At 73.2% G+C, this 16,847-nt stretch carries 13 protein-coding genes; 5 read left to right on the top strand and 8 right to left on the bottom strand.

From position 1 onward, the window contains the following. Window positions 1-14: 14 nt before the first annotated feature. From murJ to ACIGNX_RS15490, 3 genes are read right to left on the bottom strand one after another with little or no spacing between them, the layout of a single operon-like run. The gene (gene murJ, locus ACIGNX_RS15500) at window positions 15-1,655 is read right to left on the bottom strand and encodes a murein biosynthesis integral membrane protein MurJ (protein ID WP_396540387.1); all 1,641 of its coding nucleotides are present in this window, start codon (window positions 1,653-1,655) and stop codon (window positions 15-17) included. Then, window positions 1,652-3,913 carry a DUF6049 family protein gene (locus ACIGNX_RS15495; protein ID WP_396540385.1) on the bottom strand — a complete coding sequence of 754 codons (2,262 nt, stop codon included), beginning with the start codon at window positions 3,911-3,913 and terminating at the stop codon, window positions 1,652-1,654. Before ACIGNX_RS15495 ends, murJ begins: the two co-directional genes overlap by 4 nt. Further along, window positions 3,910-4,428 (bottom strand): NUDIX hydrolase, encoded by a 519-nt coding sequence (locus ACIGNX_RS15490; RefSeq protein WP_396540384.1) that lies wholly within the window; start codon window positions 4,426-4,428, stop codon window positions 3,910-3,912. Before ACIGNX_RS15490 ends, ACIGNX_RS15495 begins: the two co-directional genes overlap by 4 nt. Before the next feature lie 168 nt (window positions 4,429-4,596). On the opposite strand from ACIGNX_RS15490, the gene ACIGNX_RS15485 reads away from it, so the two are divergent. Together ACIGNX_RS15485 and ACIGNX_RS15480 are read left to right on the top strand one after the other, a co-directional pair. Beyond that, a complete protein-coding gene (locus tag ACIGNX_RS15485) occupies window positions 4,597-6,003 on the top strand; it encodes a CCA tRNA nucleotidyltransferase (protein ID WP_396541047.1) in 1,407 nt (468 codons plus the stop codon). A gap of 110 nt (window positions 6,004-6,113) precedes the next feature. Continuing rightward, window positions 6,114-6,371 (top strand): response regulator transcription factor, encoded by a 258-nt coding sequence (locus ACIGNX_RS15480; RefSeq protein ID WP_396540382.1) that lies wholly within the window; start codon window positions 6,114-6,116, stop codon window positions 6,369-6,371. Here ACIGNX_RS15480 and ACIGNX_RS15475 read toward each other — a convergent pair. Next, window positions 6,360-7,667: an MFS transporter gene (locus ACIGNX_RS15475; RefSeq protein ID WP_396540380.1), complete on the bottom strand. Its 1,308-nt coding sequence runs from the start codon at window positions 7,665-7,667 to the stop codon at window positions 6,360-6,362. The genes ACIGNX_RS15480 and ACIGNX_RS15475 overlap by 12 nt on opposite strands. A 262-nt stretch (window positions 7,668-7,929) precedes the next feature. Here ACIGNX_RS15475 and ACIGNX_RS15470 point away from each other — a divergent pair, with 262 nt between their 5' ends. Further along, window positions 7,930-8,511 (top strand): YqgE/AlgH family protein, encoded by a 582-nt coding sequence (locus ACIGNX_RS15470; RefSeq protein ID WP_396540378.1) that lies wholly within the window; start codon window positions 7,930-7,932, stop codon window positions 8,509-8,511. Between the two features lie 16 nt (window positions 8,512-8,527). Here ACIGNX_RS15470 and ACIGNX_RS15465 read toward each other — a convergent pair whose 3' ends face one another. After that, on the bottom strand, window positions 8,528-8,935 hold the full coding sequence (locus ACIGNX_RS15465; protein WP_396540376.1) for an SdpI family protein: 408 nt from the start codon (window positions 8,933-8,935) through the stop codon (window positions 8,528-8,530). 273 nt (window positions 8,936-9,208) lie between these two features. Between ACIGNX_RS15465 and leuS the strand changes: the two genes are divergently transcribed. Further along, window positions 9,209-12,010, top strand: a complete 2,802-nt coding sequence (gene leuS, locus ACIGNX_RS15460) for a leucine--tRNA ligase (RefSeq protein ID WP_396540374.1) — start codon at window positions 9,209-9,211, stop codon at window positions 12,008-12,010. 18 nt (window positions 12,011-12,028) lie between these two features. Here leuS and ACIGNX_RS15455 read toward each other — a convergent pair whose 3' ends face one another. Together ACIGNX_RS15455 and ACIGNX_RS15450 are read right to left on the bottom strand one after the other, a co-directional pair. Continuing rightward, window positions 12,029-12,631: a hypothetical protein gene (locus ACIGNX_RS15455; RefSeq protein WP_396540372.1), complete on the bottom strand. Its 603-nt coding sequence runs from the start codon at window positions 12,629-12,631 to the stop codon at window positions 12,029-12,031. A 163-nt stretch (window positions 12,632-12,794) separates the two neighbouring features. Continuing rightward, window positions 12,795-13,538 carry a TetR/AcrR family transcriptional regulator gene (locus tag ACIGNX_RS15450; protein WP_396540370.1) on the bottom strand — a complete coding sequence of 248 codons (744 nt, stop codon included), beginning with the start codon at window positions 13,536-13,538 and terminating at the stop codon, window positions 12,795-12,797. A 121-nt stretch (window positions 13,539-13,659) separates the two neighbouring features. Between ACIGNX_RS15450 and ACIGNX_RS15445 the strand changes: the two genes are divergently transcribed. Further along, window positions 13,660-15,762, top strand: coding sequence for an MMPL family transporter (locus ACIGNX_RS15445; RefSeq protein ID WP_396540368.1), 2,103 nt, complete (start codon window positions 13,660-13,662; stop codon window positions 15,760-15,762). Here ACIGNX_RS15445 and ACIGNX_RS15440 read toward each other — a convergent pair. Beyond that, window positions 15,759-16,775 carry a YncE family protein gene (locus ACIGNX_RS15440; protein WP_396540366.1) on the bottom strand — a complete coding sequence of 339 codons (1,017 nt, stop codon included), beginning with the start codon at window positions 16,773-16,775 and terminating at the stop codon, window positions 15,759-15,761. The two genes, ACIGNX_RS15445 and ACIGNX_RS15440, sit on opposite strands and share 4 nt — an antisense overlap. Window positions 16,776-16,847 lie beyond the last annotated feature (72 nt).

The raw sequence follows: 16,847 nt of genomic DNA, 5'->3' as shown, positions 1-16,847 counted from the left end.
CCGGGTCGCAGGTGTCAACGGCGACCCACCAAACGACTGATCTTGGCCACGGCGGGTCGCACCTCGGGCACCCGGAACAGGGCCAGCAGCAGGAAGCTCAGCGGCAACCCGACCACCGCCTCGATCACCACCTCCACCCAGGCCGCCACGACCCGGGACTCGATTCCCACGAGGTGGACGGCGAGCCACGCGAGCCCGGTCGCCGCGCCGAACGCGATCGCGGACGCCACGACCGTGAGGCAGATCGTCCAGGCGGTGTAACCGGTGCGCAGGCGGCCCAGCCGCAGCCGCAGCCAGACCTGCCCGACGAGCGCGCCGACGACGAAGCTCAGCGACATCGCGATCGAGACGCCGACGGCCAGCTTGTCCTGCGGCACGATCGCCAGGAACCCGTACAGCAGGCCGACCCGCACCACGACGATGATCCCCTGGATGATCGTCGGCGTGCGGGCGTCCTTCATCGCGTAGAACACGCGCAGCTGCAGCAGCGTGATCGCGTACGGCACCAGGCCGAACGCCGACAGCGCGAGCGCCGTGCCGATCGCCTCGCCGCCGCCGACGCCGGACCGGCCGAACGAGAACAGCGCCAGGCCGATCGACACACCCGACACCGTCATCAGCGCGCTGAACGGCATCAGCAGGATCGACGACATCCGGTTGCCCAGCGCCAGGTCGCCGACCAGCCCGTCGGTGTCGTGGGCCGCCGCCGCGCGGCTCATCTTCGGCATCAGCGCCGTCAGCAGGGACACGCCGAGCACCCCGTACGGCACCTGGGCGATCAGCCACTGCATGTTGTAGACGGTGATCGCGCCCCGGTCGTGGGTGGCGACGTTGGTCAGCACGACCATGCTGACGAAGCCGAGCGCCACGTACAGCAGCACCCAGAACGCCAGGCCGCCGAACTCCGACAGCCGCCGGTCCCAGCCCCACCGCCAGCGGAACCGGAAGCCGGTCCGGCGCAGCGCCGGCACCAGCACGGACGCCTGCAGCGCCACGCCCAGCATCGTGCCCAGGCCCAGGACCAGCAGCTTCGGCTGGCCCATCCGCACCGGGTCGAGGGAGATCTCACCGGGCATCAGCCAGTAGACGACCAGCGTGGCGATCACCACGACGTTGTTCAGCACCGGCGCCCACGTGGGCAGGCCGAACACGTGCCGGGTGTTGAGGACCGCGCTCAGCAGCGCCGACAGCCCGTAGAAGACGATGCCCGGCAGCACCAGGTAGGCGAACGCCGTGACCAGCGCCGGGTTGGCGTTGGAGGAGTTGATGAACAGCGCCGTCAGCAGCGGCGCGCACGCGATGGCGATGACCGTGCCGATGCCCAGGACGACCGCCGACATGGTGATCATCCACTGCGCGTAGGACTCGCCGCCGTCGCCGTCCTCCTTCTCGGCGCGCACCAGCAGCGGGATGGCCACGCTGGTCAGCACGCCGCCGAGCAGCAGCTCGTTGATCATCGTGGGCAGCGTGGTGGCGACCTGGTAGGAGTCGTTGAGCACGTCCACGCCCACGACCGTGATCAGCAGCAGCTTGGACAGCAGCCCGGAGGCCCGGCTGACGATCGTGGCGACGGCCATCGAGCCGCTGGCGCGTGCCAGCGACGGGCCCTGCTGCTGCTCCTGCTGCTCCTGCGTCACCGTGCTCGTTCCGCTCAACTCGTGCTCGACCTCTCCGGCGGTTTGACCCCACGCGCGTCGTCCGGCACCTGCGCCGAGGCCGCCCGCGCGGCGCGCACCCGACGGTAGATGCGCCGCGCGGACAGCAGCACCAGCGCGGCGCCCGCCAGGCAGGTGATGACCACGGTGATCGTCCCGTACGCCGAGGACGACACCTCCAGCCGGGCCCGTTCGCCCAGCTCGACACCACTGGTGGTGACGAGGCGGACGTGCACCGGGAACCGCCCGGACCGCTGCACCTCCACCGGTACCCGCACGAGGCGGTCGCCACGCGCGGGCAGCTCGACGTCCGCCAGCTCCTTGGCCACGATGCCCGGTGTGTCCTCGATCACGATCCGGACCGTGATCCGGACGTCGAGCCGGTTCTTGATCGACAGCGGGATGGGGCTGTCGCCGGAGCCGAGCAGGATCGGGCTGTTCGGCTCGGTCACCGTGACCTGCGACTGCAACCCGTCGATCTGCTCCCGGCCGACCGACAGCGCGGCGCGCGCCCCGTCGTCGTCGTTGCGCCACGCGCCGGAGACCGCGCGCAGCAGCGTCAACCGGAGCGGGCCGATCAGCTCCCCCGGCTCGGCGGAGGCCGCGTCCGGCTGGCTCATCGACTCCGCGAGCCGGTGCAGCCGGCCCCACGACTCGGCGACCGCGGCGGTCACCGAGGGCGGCACCTCGCGGGCGCCCGCCTCGACCGGGTAGCTCAGCGCGGCGGTCCGCCCGGGCGGCGGCGCGAGCAGCGCCTCCATCCCGACCGGGGTGGCGAACCCGCCCGCGACCAGGGACTTCACCGTGCGCAGCAGCGTGTCGACCTCGCCCGTCGGCGCGTTCCACCGGCGCGGCGGCGCGAGCACCACGTTCTGGCCCGTGCTCTGGAACCCGGCCCGGAACGTGAGCGCGGCCAGCGCGTTCTGCACCGAGACGGGCCTGGTCTCGCTCGGCGTGGTCACGCCCGCGACCGGCCGCGCCGTCGCCGCGCCGTGCAGCGCGTCGGACACCATGCCGTCGACGCGCACGGCGGTGACCGGCTTCCCGGCCGCGTCGAGCCGCACGGGCTCGGTGCCGGGGGTGCCCGCGACGGCCGACTGGTCCACCACCAGGGACGTGACGCCCCGGGCGGTCAGGTTCGCCAGCGCCTGCTGGTCGACCACGCCGTCCTCGGGCCAGGCCAGGCCCTGCGTCGGCTGCACGCCCAGGACCGCGCGGACCACGTCCGCGCCGGCCAGGGACAGGTCGACCATGCCGGTCAGCTCGGCGCGGGACAGCGCGACGACGTCCGCGTCGGCGTCGGGCAGCGCGATCACGCACCGGCCCGCGGCCAGCAGGCGCAGCCGGTCCAGCCACAGCCCGGCGGCGCTCCTGCCCTTGCCCGCGCCCTGGCCGCGCACCTCGTAGCCCTGGGTCATCGCGTTGACCGTGCGCAGCAGGTCGGGGTCGACGGCCAGGCACACGCCGGTGGCCAGCGGGCCGGCCAGCGCCGACTCGTAGGCCATGAGCAGGCCGTACAGGCGCCCGCCCATGGCCAGGGAGCCGGCCAGCTCGTCGTCGGTGAGCACGAGGGGGCTCGCGGTGACCACGCGCGGCCGGTCGGCCAGCGGCCACAGCACGGTGAGCTTGGCGGGGTTCGCGGGCGGGGTCGGCGCCTGCCCGCCGGGCATCGCGAGCACCGGCAGCAGCGTGCTCAGCGCGGCCAGCCGGGCGCGACCGCCGTAGTCGGGGACGCCGTTGATGTTGGCCAGGATCGGGTAGATGCCCGGTTCGGTGATGCGCAGGGACGTCGGGTCCGCGCCCCGCAGCGGCACGGTCAGCCGGAACGGCTTGGACTCGTCCTGCTCGAGCCGGTCGGTGACCGGGGTGAAGCTCGGCTGGACGGACTCCGCGTCGGTCGGCTCGCGCAGCGCCTTGCGGACGTCCTCCTCGCTCGTCAGCGGCTTGCCGCGTTCCAGGCGCAGCTCGATGTCCTCCAGCGCCCGGTCGCCGACGTTGACCACCTTGCCGGAGATGGTGATCGAGTCCGGCCCGTCCGCGGTGATCACCCGCGGGGTCATCTCCTCGACGTCCAGGCGCAGCCAGACCTGCGACTGCTGGCCCGGTTGGCTCGACAGCGCCCTGGTCGCCCACACCTGCGTCGCGGGCGCCGGCCGGATGGGCAGCCGCCCGCCGTCCGCGGGCGCCGCCGGCGCGGCGGACGCCGTCGTCACGAGGAGGACCCCCGCCGCCGCCAGTGCGGACAGCAGCCGTTTCACGCCGACTCCGCTCCGTCCGTCTGGTACTCGGAGAGCAGTTCGGCGGCGCGGCGCACCAGCCGGCGCTCGTCCGCGTAGGCGAGCCGGTCGTCCAGCTCGCCAAGGGGCACCCACGCCACCTCGGTGACCTCCACGTCTTCATCGGACAGCTCGCCGCCCAGCGCTTCCAGCAGGAAGTGGTGGACGGTCTTGTGCACCCGCCGGTCCTCGGCGACGAACCAGTAGTCGATCGAGCCGAGCGGGCGCAGGACCCTGCTATGAATACCGGTCTCCTCGGCGACCTCGCGCACCGCGGTCTGCTCCGCCGTCTCGCCGGCCTCGATGTGGCCCTTCGGCAGCGACCACAGCAGCCGCCCGCGCCGGTCCAGCCGCCCGATGATCGCGGCGCGGTGCTGCTCGAAGTCCAGCACCAGCCCGCCCGCCGAGGTCTCGTCGACGGTCTTCAGCCGGCGACCGCGACGCCGGTTCCGGCGCCTCGGCTTGGGACCGCCGGAGCGACCGGACGACTGGGGCATGCCCTGATGGTAGTGGCGGCCGGCATTGACCGGGCGTGACTGCCAGGTGGCCGGCGGTGATCGACGGCGCCGCGAGCCGTTCGGACCCGCCGCCGCCGACCAGTAGGCTGGCTCCTCGTGTCCGGACCCATCGCCCCGACCGCGACTTCCCCCGAGCAGGACAATGCCGTGGTGCAACCGCTGAGCGCCCTGCCCGTCGCCGACGAACTGGCCGCCCGCTTCGCCGCGGCCGGCCACCGGCTGTACCTGGTCGGCGGCAGCGTGCGGGACGCCCTGCTCGGGCGGGTGCCCGGCGACCTCGACTTCACCACCGACGCCCGGCCGGCGCGGATCCTGGAGCTGCTCAAGGGCTGGGCCGACGCGACCTGGGACACCGGCATCGCGTTCGGCACGGTCGGCGCGACCAGGCGCGGCCGGACCGTCGAGATCACCACGTTCCGGGCCGACAGCTACGACGGCGTGACCCGCAACCCCGAGGTGACCTTCGGCGACAGCATCGAGGGCGACCTGGTCCGCCGCGACTTCACCGTCAACGCGATGGCCTACGACCTGCTCGACCGGCGGCTGGTCGACCCGACCGGCGGGCGCGAGGCGCTGGCCGCGCGGGTGCTGGACACGCCGGCGACCCCGCAGGAGTCCTTCAACGACGACCCGCTGCGGATGCTGCGCGCGGCCCGGTTCACCTCCCAGCTCGGCTTCGCCGCCGCGCCGCGGGTGCGGGAGGCGATGGCGGCGATGGCGGGCGAGCTGGGCCGCATCACCGCCGAGCGGGTGCAGGCCGAGCTGGCCAAGCTGCTCACCGGCGCGCACCCGCGGGCGGGCGTGGAGCTGATGGTCGAGACCGGGCTGGCCGACGTGGTGCTGCCCGAGCTGCCCGCGATGAAGCTGGAGATCGACGAGCACCACCAGCATAAGGACGTGTTCCACCACTCGCTGGTCGTGCTGGAGCAGGCGATCGACCTGGAGGACGGTCCGGAGCCGGACCTGGTGCTGCGCCTGGCCGCGCTGCTGCACGACATCGGCAAGCCGGACACCCGGCGGTTCGAGGACGGCGGCGGCGTGTCGTTCCACCACCACGAGGTGGTCGGCGCGAAGATGGTCCGCAAGCGCTTGCGCGCCCTGAAGTTCTCGAAGGAGGTCGTCGAGGACGTCGCCCAGCTCGTGTACCTCCACCTGCGGTTCCACGGCTACGGCGGCGGTGAGTGGACCGACTCGGCGGTCCGCCGCTACGTCACCGACGCGGGCCACCTGCTGCCCCGGCTGCACAAGCTGGTCCGGGCCGACTGCACCACCCGCAACCGGCGCAAGGCCAACGCGCTCCAGCGCACGTACGACGACCTGGAGCGCCGCATCGAGCGGCTCGCCGCCGAGGAGGACCTCAAGCGGGTCCGGCCGGACCTCGACGGCAACGAGATCATGCGGCTGCTGGGCCTGCCCCCGGGCCCGCTGGTGGGCCGGGCGTGGAAGTTCCTCAAGGAGCTGCGCCTGGACCGCGGCCCGCTCGACCACGACGAGGCGGTCGCCGAGCTGCTGGAGTGGGCCCGCGCGGAGGGTGTCCAGCCCCCGGTCGACTGATGTGACGTGACCAACGCCAAGTGAACCGACCCGGCGTTCGGGTTGGCCAGTAACACGCCGTTGCGGGACCATGACTGTGTGCGTCGAACGCGCACTGGGGGTGGTGTCGCATGAACGCTTGGGGATTGTCCGAGGGGGGCGCCCGGGCACAGGGGTTGGCCGAGCTGACCGACCGGCAGCGGGCCGTGCTCCGCTGCCTGGCCAGGGGGCTCGCCGACCACGAGATCGCGCGGGTGCTGGCGCTGAGCCAGCACCAGGTCGGGGCGGTGGTGACCGAGATCCTGCGCGCGCTGGACCTCCGCGACCGGATGGCGGCGGTGGTCTACGCGCACGAGACGGGCATCATCCGCCTGCCGCTACCGCGGTGAGCCGCCGCGCGAGCGCTTGACCAGCAGCAGGTAGCCGAGCAGACCGAGCAGGTAGGCCGTCGCCGCGGCGAGCAGCAGGCCGGGCGACCTGCCGTCCGGCGGGACGACGGTCGCCGCCGCGGTGACGGCCGCCACCTGCGTGACGTTGAACAGCGTGTCGTACAGGGCGAACACCCGGCCGCGGACCTCGTCGCCGACGTCGCCCTGCACGGCCGCGTCCACGCACAGCTTGACCACCTGGCCCGCGAACGTGAGCAGGAACGACGCGGCCAGGGTGGTCGGCAGCAGCATGGGCAGGCCCAGGCCGAGCTGGGTGGTCGCGGCCAGCAGCAGCGCGCAGCACACCGTGCCGCGCCGGCCGAGCAGGTCCACCGCGCGGTCGGTCACCAGGCCCGCCAGCAGGATGCCCGCCCCGCCCGCCACGGCGACCTCGCCGAGCCCGGGCAGGCCCGCGCGGAACGGGCCGTAGTCGGTGAACGCGTTGCGCATCAGCAGCAGCGTCAGCAGCAGCGACGCGCCGAACGCCAGCCGGTGCGCGAGCAGCGCCAGCAGCACCGCGGCCACGCTCGGGGCGCGCCAGACGGCCCGGGCGCCGTCCAGGAGGCCCAGGGCGACCGCGGTGACCGTCCGCCGCGGTTCGTCCACCCGGTCGGGGCCCAGCGCGCCACGCGCGAAGCGGGAGGCCAGGAAGGCCGCCCCCAGCGACCCCGCGACGGCGACCACCGTGGTCCACGCCGAGCCGTCGTCACCGGAGCCGAACACCGCCCGCAACCCGACCGCGCAGCCCGCGCCGAGCACCGCCGTCAACGCGCCCAGCGTGGTGACGAACGCGTTCGCCTCCACCAGGTGGTCCTGCTCGACCACGTGCGGCAGGGACGCCGACAGGCCCGACCCGACGAACCGGCTCACGCCGGTGACGACCAGCGCCGAGGCGTACAGCGGCACGCCGTCGAGCCCGAGGCCCACAGCCGCCGCGGTGAGCAGCACGAAAACAGCCCGCGTGAGGTTCGCCACCACCAGCACCCGGCGGCGGTCCCACCGGTCCAGCAGGGCGCCCGCGAACGGGCCGACCACCGAGTACGGGAGCAGCAGCACGGCGAACCCGGCCGCCACGGCCAGCGGGTCGGCGTGCCGCTCGGGGTTGAACAGCACCGCACCGGCGAGGCCCGCCTGGAACAGGCCGTCACCCCACTGGGCGGCCAGCCGGGAGGCCAGCAGCCTGCGGAAGTCCGCCAACGCCAGGAGTTTCCGGACCCCGAGGTGGTGCTTCGCCGCGGTGGTTCCGGCAGTGGTCACGGTGGTGAGCCTATGCCCGCGGACCCCGTGACCACGAAGGCCGGACCCGCGTGGGGTCCGGCCTCCCTGGCGCCAGGCGCCCGGTCGCCTCTCGGCGGGTGGCACTACGCGGCTCCAGCCGGACGGTATTCCGCGTAGGCGTTCAAGTGGGCCCGGGGGACTCGATGGCGCCTGACGGTCCTTGCAACGAACACCGTAACCCGGATGTTCCCGACCGCGTCGGGTCGCCGCGTCGCCCGGGCCGCTCGCCCCGTCTGGGATCATGCGTGGTGTGCGCCCTGATGCCGAGGTCGAACCGGGTTCCCTGCTGGTCGCGGCACCGAGCCTGACCGACTCGAACTTCCGCCGGACGGTGGTCTACGTCATCGACCACCGGGACGAGGGCAGCCTCGGCGTGGTGCTGAACCGCCCGAGCGAGGTCGCCGTCCACGACGTGCTGCCCGCGTGGGGCCCGCACGTGAGCCGACCGCAGGCCGTCTACATCGGCGGTCCGGTGGAGCAGAAGACGGCGCTGTGCCTGGCCGCGCTGCGCACCGGGGAGGACCTCGCGTCGCTGGACGGGGTGGTCGGCGTGCACGGCCCGGTGGCGCTGGTCGACCTCGACGCGGACCCGGACGTGCTGGTGGCGAAGGTGCGCGGGATGCGCGTGTTCGCCGGCTACTCGGGGTGGGGCGAGGGCCAGCTCGGCGGCGAGATCGCCCGCGGCGACTGGATCGTGGTGAAGGGCCTGCCCGACGACGTGCTCACGCCGCCGAACGTCGACCTGTGGGGCCGCGTGCTGCGCCGCCAGGGCATGCCGACGGCGCTGCTGGCCACGTTCCCGACGGACATCCGCCGGAACTGAACCGGGTGAGCGGGGGTCAGGCGCGGGTCAGCACGCCGCAGCCGCCGCCCGAGCCGGAGCACGCGCAGCCGCCGCACCCGGCGGGCGCCGGCGCGGGCATCGCCTCGGCGGCCCGGTGGCCCAGCACGCCGCCCGCGCCCGCGACGACCACGCTGCCCACCAGCCCGACCAGGCCGACGACCAGCGCCAACGCCGGGTTCACCACCGCCGCGACGGCCGCGACCAGCGCGATCGCGCCCGCGGCCAGGTTCGGCACGCCCGCGATCCTGTTGGCCAGCGCGAACGCCTCGTCGTCGCGCAGCGTGGCCTTGGTGCGCACGCCGAAGAAGCGGTTGCGGCGCAGCCCGCCCCGCACGCCGAGGAAGCCGATGGTCGCGAACGCGACACCGATCAGGCCCAGCACCACTGGCAGCACGATGTTCACGGGTCGAGGGTAGGCCGATCCTTCGATCTTGGTCGAACCAGCCCCGGCTTCACCCGGACGTGTCGGCCCGCCGCCCGCGCGGGAGCCGGGGGCCTCACCCGCTTCACCTCGCTCGCGCTGCGCTGATACCTTGGACCCATGAGCACGGCCCGCCTGCTCCTTAACTAGCCGCGCAGACCACGCAACCCGGTCCGCGCGGCAACCCCTCACGCCCTTCTCGGCTGGGGGGTTTCGTCATGTCAGGGGCAGGTACCGATGGAGAGGGACATCCCGATGAGCACGGACGCGGCGGACGCGACGCCCGCCTACCGCTACACCGCCGAGCTGGCGGGCGAGATCGAGCGGCGCTGGCAGCGGCACTGGGAGGAGCGGGGCACCTTCCACGCCCCGAACCCGGTCGGGCCGCTGGAGGGCGACGTGCCCGCCGACAAGCTGTTCGTGCAGGACATGTTCCCGTACCCGTCGGGCGCGGGCCTGCACGTCGGGCACCCCTTGGGCTTCATCGGCACCGACGTGTTCGCCCGGTACCACCGGATGAACGGCCGCAACGTGCTGCACACGATGGGCTTCGACGCGTTCGGCCTGCCCGCCGAGCAGTACGCGGTGCAGACCGGGCAGCACCCGCGCGAGACCACCGAGGCCAACATCCGGACCTACCTGCGGCAGATCCGCAGGCTGGGCCTGGGCCACGACGAGCGCCGCCGGATCTCCACCATCGACCCGGCGTACTACAAGTGGACCCAGTGGATCTTCCTGCAGATCTTCAACTCCTGGTACGACCCGATCGCCCGCAAGGCCCGGCCCATCGCCGAGCTGGAGGCGCAGTTCGCCTCCGGCGAGCGCCCCACGCCGGACAAGCCCTGGGCGGAGCTGTCCCGCGCCGAGCGGGAGAAGCTGCTGGGGCGGCACCGCCTGGTGTACCTGTCCGAGGCGCCGGTGAACTGGTGCCCCGGCCTGGGCACCGTGCTGGCGAACGAGGAGGTCACCGCGGACGGCCGCAGCGAGCGCGGCAACTTCCCGGTGTTCCGCCGCTCGCTGCGCCAGTGGATGATGCGGATCACCGCCTACTCCGACCGGCTGATCGACGACCTGGACCGGCTGGACTGGCCGGACAAGATCAAGGCGATGCAGCGCAACTGGATCGGGCGCTCGCACGGCGCCCGGGTCAAGTTCGCCGTGGCCGGGCACGACGGCGTGGACGTCGAGGTGTTCACCACCCGGCCCGACACCCTGTTCGGGGCCACCTACCTGGTCCTGGCGCCCGAGCACCCGCTGGTGGACGTCGTCGCCTCCCCCGAGCGGGCCGACGCGATCGCCGCCTACCGCGCCGAGGTCGCGCGCAAGTCCGAGCTGGACCGGCAGGAGAACAAGGAGAAGACCGGCGTCTTCACCGGCGCGCACGCGGTCAACCCGGTCAACGGCGCGCGCATCCCGGTGTACGTGGCGGACTACGTGCTGATGGGCTACGGCACCGGCGCGATCATGGCGGTGCCCGGCCAGGACCAGCGCGACTGGGACTTCGCCACGGCGTTCGACCTGCCGATCGTCCGGACCGTGCAGCCGCCGGAGGACTTCGACGGCGAGGCGTACACCGGCCCCGGCCCGGCGGTGAACTCCAGCCACGAGGGCAGCGTCAGCCTGGACGGGCTGGACGTGGACGAGGCCAAGAAGAAGGTCGTCGCCTGGCTGGAGGAGCAGGGCCGCGGCGAGGGCACGGTGCAGTTCAAGCTGCGCGACTGGCTGTTCTCCCGGCAGCGGTACTGGGGCGAGCCGTTCCCGATCGTGTACGACGAGGACGGCACGCCGATCGCGGTGCCGGAGTCGATGCTGCCGATCGAGCTGCCCGACGTGGACGACTACTCGCCGCGCACGTTCGACCCGGAGGACGCGGCGTCCGAGCCGTCGCCGCCGCTGTCGCGCGCCGAGGACTGGGTGACCGTCGAGCTGGACCTGGGCGACGGGCCGAAGCGGTACCGCCGCGAGACCAACACCATGCCGAACTGGGCCGGTTCGTGCTGGTACCAGCTGCGGTACGTGGACCCGACGGACCCCGACCGGTTCGTCGACGAGGAGAACGAGCGGTACTGGCTGGGGCCGCGCCCGGCCGAGCACGGCCCGTCCGACCCCGGTGGCGTCGACCTGTACATCGGCGGCGTGGAGCACGCCGTGCTGCACCTGCTGTACGCCCGGTTCTGGCAGAAGGTGCTGTTCGACCTGGGCCACGTGTCCGGTGACGAGCCGTACCGGCGGCTGTTCAACCAGGGCTACATCGAGGCCTACGCCTACACCGACTCGCGCGGCGCCTACGTGCCCGCCGAGCGGGTCGAGGAGCGCGACGGGAAGTTCTTCTTCGAGGGCGAGGAGGTCCGCCGCGAGTACGGCAAGATGGGCAAGAGCCTGAAGAACGTCGTCACGCCGGACGAGATGTGCGAGAAGTACGGCGCGGACACGTTCCGGCTGTACGAGATGTCGATGGGCCCGATGGACGTCTCGCGGCCGTGGGCGACCAAGGACGTCGTCGGCGCGCAGCGGTTCCTGCAGCGGGTGTGGCGCAACCTGGTCGACGAGGCCACGGGCGCGTCGCGGGTCACCGACGAGGAGCCGGGCGAGGACGCGCTGCGGCTGCTGCACAAGACGATCGCGGGCGTGCACGACGACTTCGCGAACCTGCGCTACAACACCGCGGGCGCGAAGCTGATCGAGCTGAACAACCACGTCACCAAGCACTTCCCGGGCGGGGCGCCGCGCGCGCTGGCCGAGCCGCTGGTGCTGATGCTGGCCCCGTTGAGCCCGCACGTCGCGGAGGAGCTGTGGGCGAAGCTGGGCCACGCCGACTCGCTGGCGCACGGCCCGTTCCCGACCGCGGACGAGCGCTACCTGGTCGAGGACACCGCGGAGTACCCGATCCAGGTCAACGGCAAGGTCAAGGCGCGGGTCGTCGTGCCCGCGTCGGCGTCGGCGGACGAGGTGCGGGAGGCGGCGCTGGCCGAGGAGAAGGTGGCCGAGCTGCTGGGCGGGGGCTCGCCGCGCAAGGTGATCGTCGTGCCGGGACGGCTGGTCAACGTGGTGCTGTAGCGGGTCGGGGCACGGCCCTCACGGACGGGGCAACTGGGCGGCCACCTCGGTCATCGCGTCGAGCAGGTCCGGCTCGACGTGCCCGGTCGCCGGTTCGGACTCGGCGATGGTGATCGTCGTGTCCTTGATCTCCGACCAGTAGTGCGCGGCGGTGAACCGCACGTCCGGCAGGCCGACGACACCGCCGCTCAGCGGCACCACGTCGCCGGAGCCCGCCACGTCGACCACCCGGTCGAACTGGCGGGCCTGGTTGCGGCCGGGGAAGGTCACCCAGACCACGGACACCACGGCCGCGTTGCCCGCCTGGTCGCCGACGGCGAGCAGGAGCCGGTCCAGGGCGGTGCAGGGCGTGCGGGCGAAGAAGTCGCGCACCTGGCCGAACGAGTTGCCCTGGCAGTCGAGCTCCTGCTTGACCGCCTGCTTGCTGATGCCGACGCCGAGGTGGCCCATCGCACCGGCCGCGTCACCGCCGCGGGCCGCGCGCTTGGCGTCCCACTTGCGCACGCCGATGCTCTGGACCGGCGCGGCACCGCCGCCACCGCTCGCCCCGGAGTTCAGCGCCGCGCCACCGGCCCCGCCCGCGCCCGCGAGGACGACGAGCACCGCGGCCACCAACGCCACGCCGCCGGATCCCTTGTCGGAACTCTTCCCCGCCACCATCCCCCCCGGCCCGAGACGTTCTCGCCGTGCGGCACACCCATGCAACCGGCCGGGACGCCGGTGGTTGCGGTGCGATCCCGAAAAGCCCTCGAACGGACCAGCAGGTGTGCCCGGAAGGCGCACCTCACCGTTGCGGAGGGAAACCCATCCCGCCCAGGATCTGCGCCAGCATCGAGTCGAACAAGGGCTCGGGGTTGGAGACCGCGAACGGGAAGCGGCCGAAGACCTCCAGGGCGACGTGGCCGTAGATGCGGACCCACGACTGGGTGATGTGGTAGACCGCGCCGAGGGGCATCGCCTCCTCGGTCACGTCCACGCCCCGGCCGTTGACGGTGGCCAGCAGCACCGTGCGGAACGCCGCCAGGTCGGCGTGCAGCTCCCGCGGCACGTCGTCGCCGCCGAGGCCCTCGGGCAGCGGGTGGCCCGCGATCAGCCTGCCCGCGACCTGGAGGAAGACCCGGCCGAACTGGTCGCCGACCCGGTCGCGGTCGCCGGGCGACGCGCCGAGGGCGCCCTCGGTGGAGGCGAAGACCAGGGTGAACTCCTGCGGGTGCGCGAGCGCCCAGCGGCGGAAGCCCCGGCACACCGCGTACACCTGCGCGCTGACGTCGTGCTCCTCGATGCCGGTCAGCTCGGCGTCGAGCTCGGCGGCCAGGTCCGTGCAGACGTCCTCGGCGAGCCTGCGCAGCAGGTCCTCGCGCGAGTCGTAGTACCGGTACAGCGCCGGGGCGGTGATGCCGACCTCCCGCGCGATGGCACGCAGGGTGACCGCATCTCGGCCGTGCTCCACGAGCAGGGCGCGGGCCTGTCGCCGGATGTCCCGCTCGGTCTCCACGCGTAGCCGTTCGCGGCGAGTGGCTTCGGTCATATGTCACCCAATCAGGTTGTCCACGCTGTTCACCCGGGTATACCTTCGGGTGGTCTAGTGAACGGTGTTTACGTAGTTGACGCCATTCACCCAACGGTAACCCACCTGCCTGGGAGGACGCGTGTTCGCGAAGTGGGGATCGGTGGCGTACCACCGCAGGTGGGTGGTGCTGATCGCCACGGTGGTCCTGGCGGTGGTCGGCGGCATCTGGGGCCTCGGCGTCTTCGACCGGCTCAGCCAGGGCGGCTACGAAGCCCCCACGAGCGAGGCCGCGCGGGCCAACGAGGTGGCGCAGGACGCGTTCGGCCGGCAGGGCGGTGACGTCCTCGTCGTCTACGGCACCACCGACCCGGCGCGGCTGGAGCGGATCGGCGGCGAGCTGGCCGACCTGCCCCCGGACGCCGTCCTCAAGGTGTCCCCGCCGCTGCCCTCCCCCGAGGGCGGCAAGTCGCTCGTGGTGATCACGCTGCGCTCCGGCGACTCGAACACCCAGCTCAAGCAGTACGAGCAGATCGCCGACCGGCTCCGGGTCGACGGGGTGGACGCGCAGGTCGGCGGCCTCGTGCCGACCCAGAAGGCGATCAGCGACATGTCCGCCACCGACCTCACCAAGGCCGAGGCCGTGTCGCTGCCGATCGTGCTGCTCCTGCTGGTGGTCATCTTCGGCGGGCTGGTCGCCGCGTCGCTGCCGGTGCTCGTCGGCGGCCTGGCCATCGCGGGCTCGCTCGGCGTGCTGCACGCCGTGTCGCTCGTCGCCGACGTCAACTCCTTCGCCGTCAACGTGGCCAGCCTCCTGGGCCTCGGCATGGCCATCGACTACGGGCTGTTCATGGTCGGCCGGTTCCGCGAGGAGCTGGCCGCCGGCCGCGCCACGCCCGACGCCGTCCGCCGCACCGTCATGTCGGCGGGCCGCACCGTCCTGTTCTCCGCGACGCTGCTGGTGATCGCGCTGGCCGGGTTGCTGCTGTTCCCGCAGGGCTTCCTGAAGTCCCTCAGCTACGGCGGCATGTCCGCGGTGGCGATCGCGGCCGTCGTGTCGCTGACCCTGCTGCCCGCGCTGCTCGCCGTGCTCGGCCACCGCGTGGACAAGCTCGCCGTGCCGTGGCGCAAGCGCAAGGCGCCGTCCGAGGCGGGCTGGCGCGGGCTCGCCGGCCGCGTGATGAAGCGCCCGGTGCTGTTCGCGCTGCCGATCGTCGTGGTGCTGGTCGCGCTCGGCTCCCCGTTCCTCGGCGTGAAGTTCGGCGAGGTCACCGAGAAGGTGCTGCCCGAGGGCAACCCGGCGCGCGTCGCCGCCGAGACGATCAACACCGAGTTCGCCGCGCTGTCCAACTCCGGCTTCAAGATCGTCGTCACGGGCGACCCGTCACCCGCCGACGTGCAGCGGTTCGCCGGCGAGGTCGGCGCCGTGGCCGGCGTCGGCGAGGCCCGGGTGGCGGCGGAACCCGCGAACGGCGTGTGGCTGATCAACGCCGGGCTGGAGCACGACCCGCTCAGCGACGAGTCCAAGCAGGCGCTGCGCGACGTGCGGGCGCTCGACGGCCCCGGCGACGAGGTGCTGGTCGGCGGCAGCACCGCGATGGTGTCCGACAGCCTCGACGCCATCGCCGACAAGCTGCCGCTGATGGTGGCCCTGCTGGTCGGCGCGACGTTCGTGCTGATGTTCCTGGCCTTCGGGTCCGTGCTGCTGCCGGTCAAGGCCGTGGTGATGAGCGCGCTGAGCCTGTCCGCCACGTTCGGCGTGCTGGTGTGGGTGTTCCAGGACGGGCACGGCGCGTCGCTGCTCGGCGTGACGCCCGCGCCGCTGGAGTCCGGCATCGTCGTGCTCATGGCGGCCGTGGTGTTCGGCCTGTCCACGGACTACGAGGTGTTCCTGCTGTCCCGCATGGTCGAGGCGCGCGGTCGCGGTGCGTCGACCGAGGAGGCGGTGACGGCGGGCCTGGCCAAGACCGGCCGGGTGATCACGGCGGCGGCGCTGCTGCTGATCGTGGTGACCGGCGCGTTCGCGTTCTCGCAGATCACCATGATGCGGTTCGTCGGCGTCGGCATGATCCTGGCGCTCGCGCTGGACGCCACCGTGGTCCGGATGCTGCTCGTGCCGGCGGTGCTGAAGCTGCTCGGTGACGCCGCCTGGTGGGCACCCGGTCCGCTGCGGCGCATCCAGGAGCGCATGGCGATCCACGAGGAAGCGCCCGCCGAGGACGAGAAGCAGCCCCAGCCCGCCTAGGACGACGGGTCGAACGGCTCGAACGCGATGGCCGTGGTGGCGACACCGCGGCCGTCGTCCTGCAGGCCGCTGAGCTGGTACGTGGTCAGCACCCGGTTGTCGGCGCTGTCCAGCACGGTCGCCGTCTTGCCGGTGGACAGGAACACCCGGCGGTCGCCGGGCGCGATGGCCAGGGTCTTCGCCCTGAGCCGCAACGCCTTCGCGACGTGCGTGGTGGTGTCGACCACGGCGACGCGGCGGTTCAGCGCGACGTACACCCGCCGCCCGTCGGGGGTGACCGCGATGCTGCCCGCGCCCCTGCCGACCGGCGTGGACCAGCGCACCACGTCCGCGTGCGGGTCGATCATCGACACCGTGCCGGCGCCCCCGGCCGCGTCGACCGAGCTGACGTAGACCGCGTCGCCGTCCGGGCCGACCGCGACGTGCTGCGGCATGCCGCCGACGTCGATCGTGGTCTTCGGGGTCGCGGACGCGGTGTCCAGCACGCTCACCGTGCCGTCCTGGGAGTTGGCCACGTACAGCCGGCGGCCGTCCGGCGTGATCGCGATCCCCTGCGGCTGCGCTCCGGCCTTGATCGCCGCGACCAGCCGGAACGACACCGGGTCCACCACGGCCACCGCCCCGCCGCCGGTGACGTAGAGGCGTTGGCCGTCGGGGCGCAGCACGGCCTGCGCGAGCTGCGCGCGGGTCTCGATGCGGCCGGTCACCTCGCCCGCCACCGGGTCGACCGCCGTGATGACGCCGGCCCACCCGTTGACCACGTACACGCGCCTGCCGCTCGGCCCGACCGCCGCGCCCGTCGTCCACGCGCCGGTGTTGGCGCTCGCCACGACCTGGCCGTCCTTCGTGTCGAGCACCTGCACGCGGCCGTCGTGCGACACCACGTACGCGCGCGGCACGGACCGGCCGGCGGCGGTGACGACGTGCGACCGCTCCTGGCCGGCGGCGGAGAGGGCGGCCGCGGCGAGGACCGCGGCGATGCCCAGGGCTGCGGTGCGTCGACGTCGCCACATGGCTGGATGGGAACACCGCCGCGCGACCGGTTCCACCGCGGTCCCACCGACGAGCGCCTTTTGTGCCGGACC

Source organism: Actinosynnema sp. NPDC053489, from assembly GCF_044544865.1.
In the GTDB taxonomy this organism is placed as follows: Bacteria; Actinomycetota; Actinomycetes; order Mycobacteriales; family Pseudonocardiaceae; genus Actinosynnema.
The sequence above is the reverse complement of the archived record's forward strand: the minus strand, read 5'-3'. Positions and strand labels throughout refer to the sequence as shown.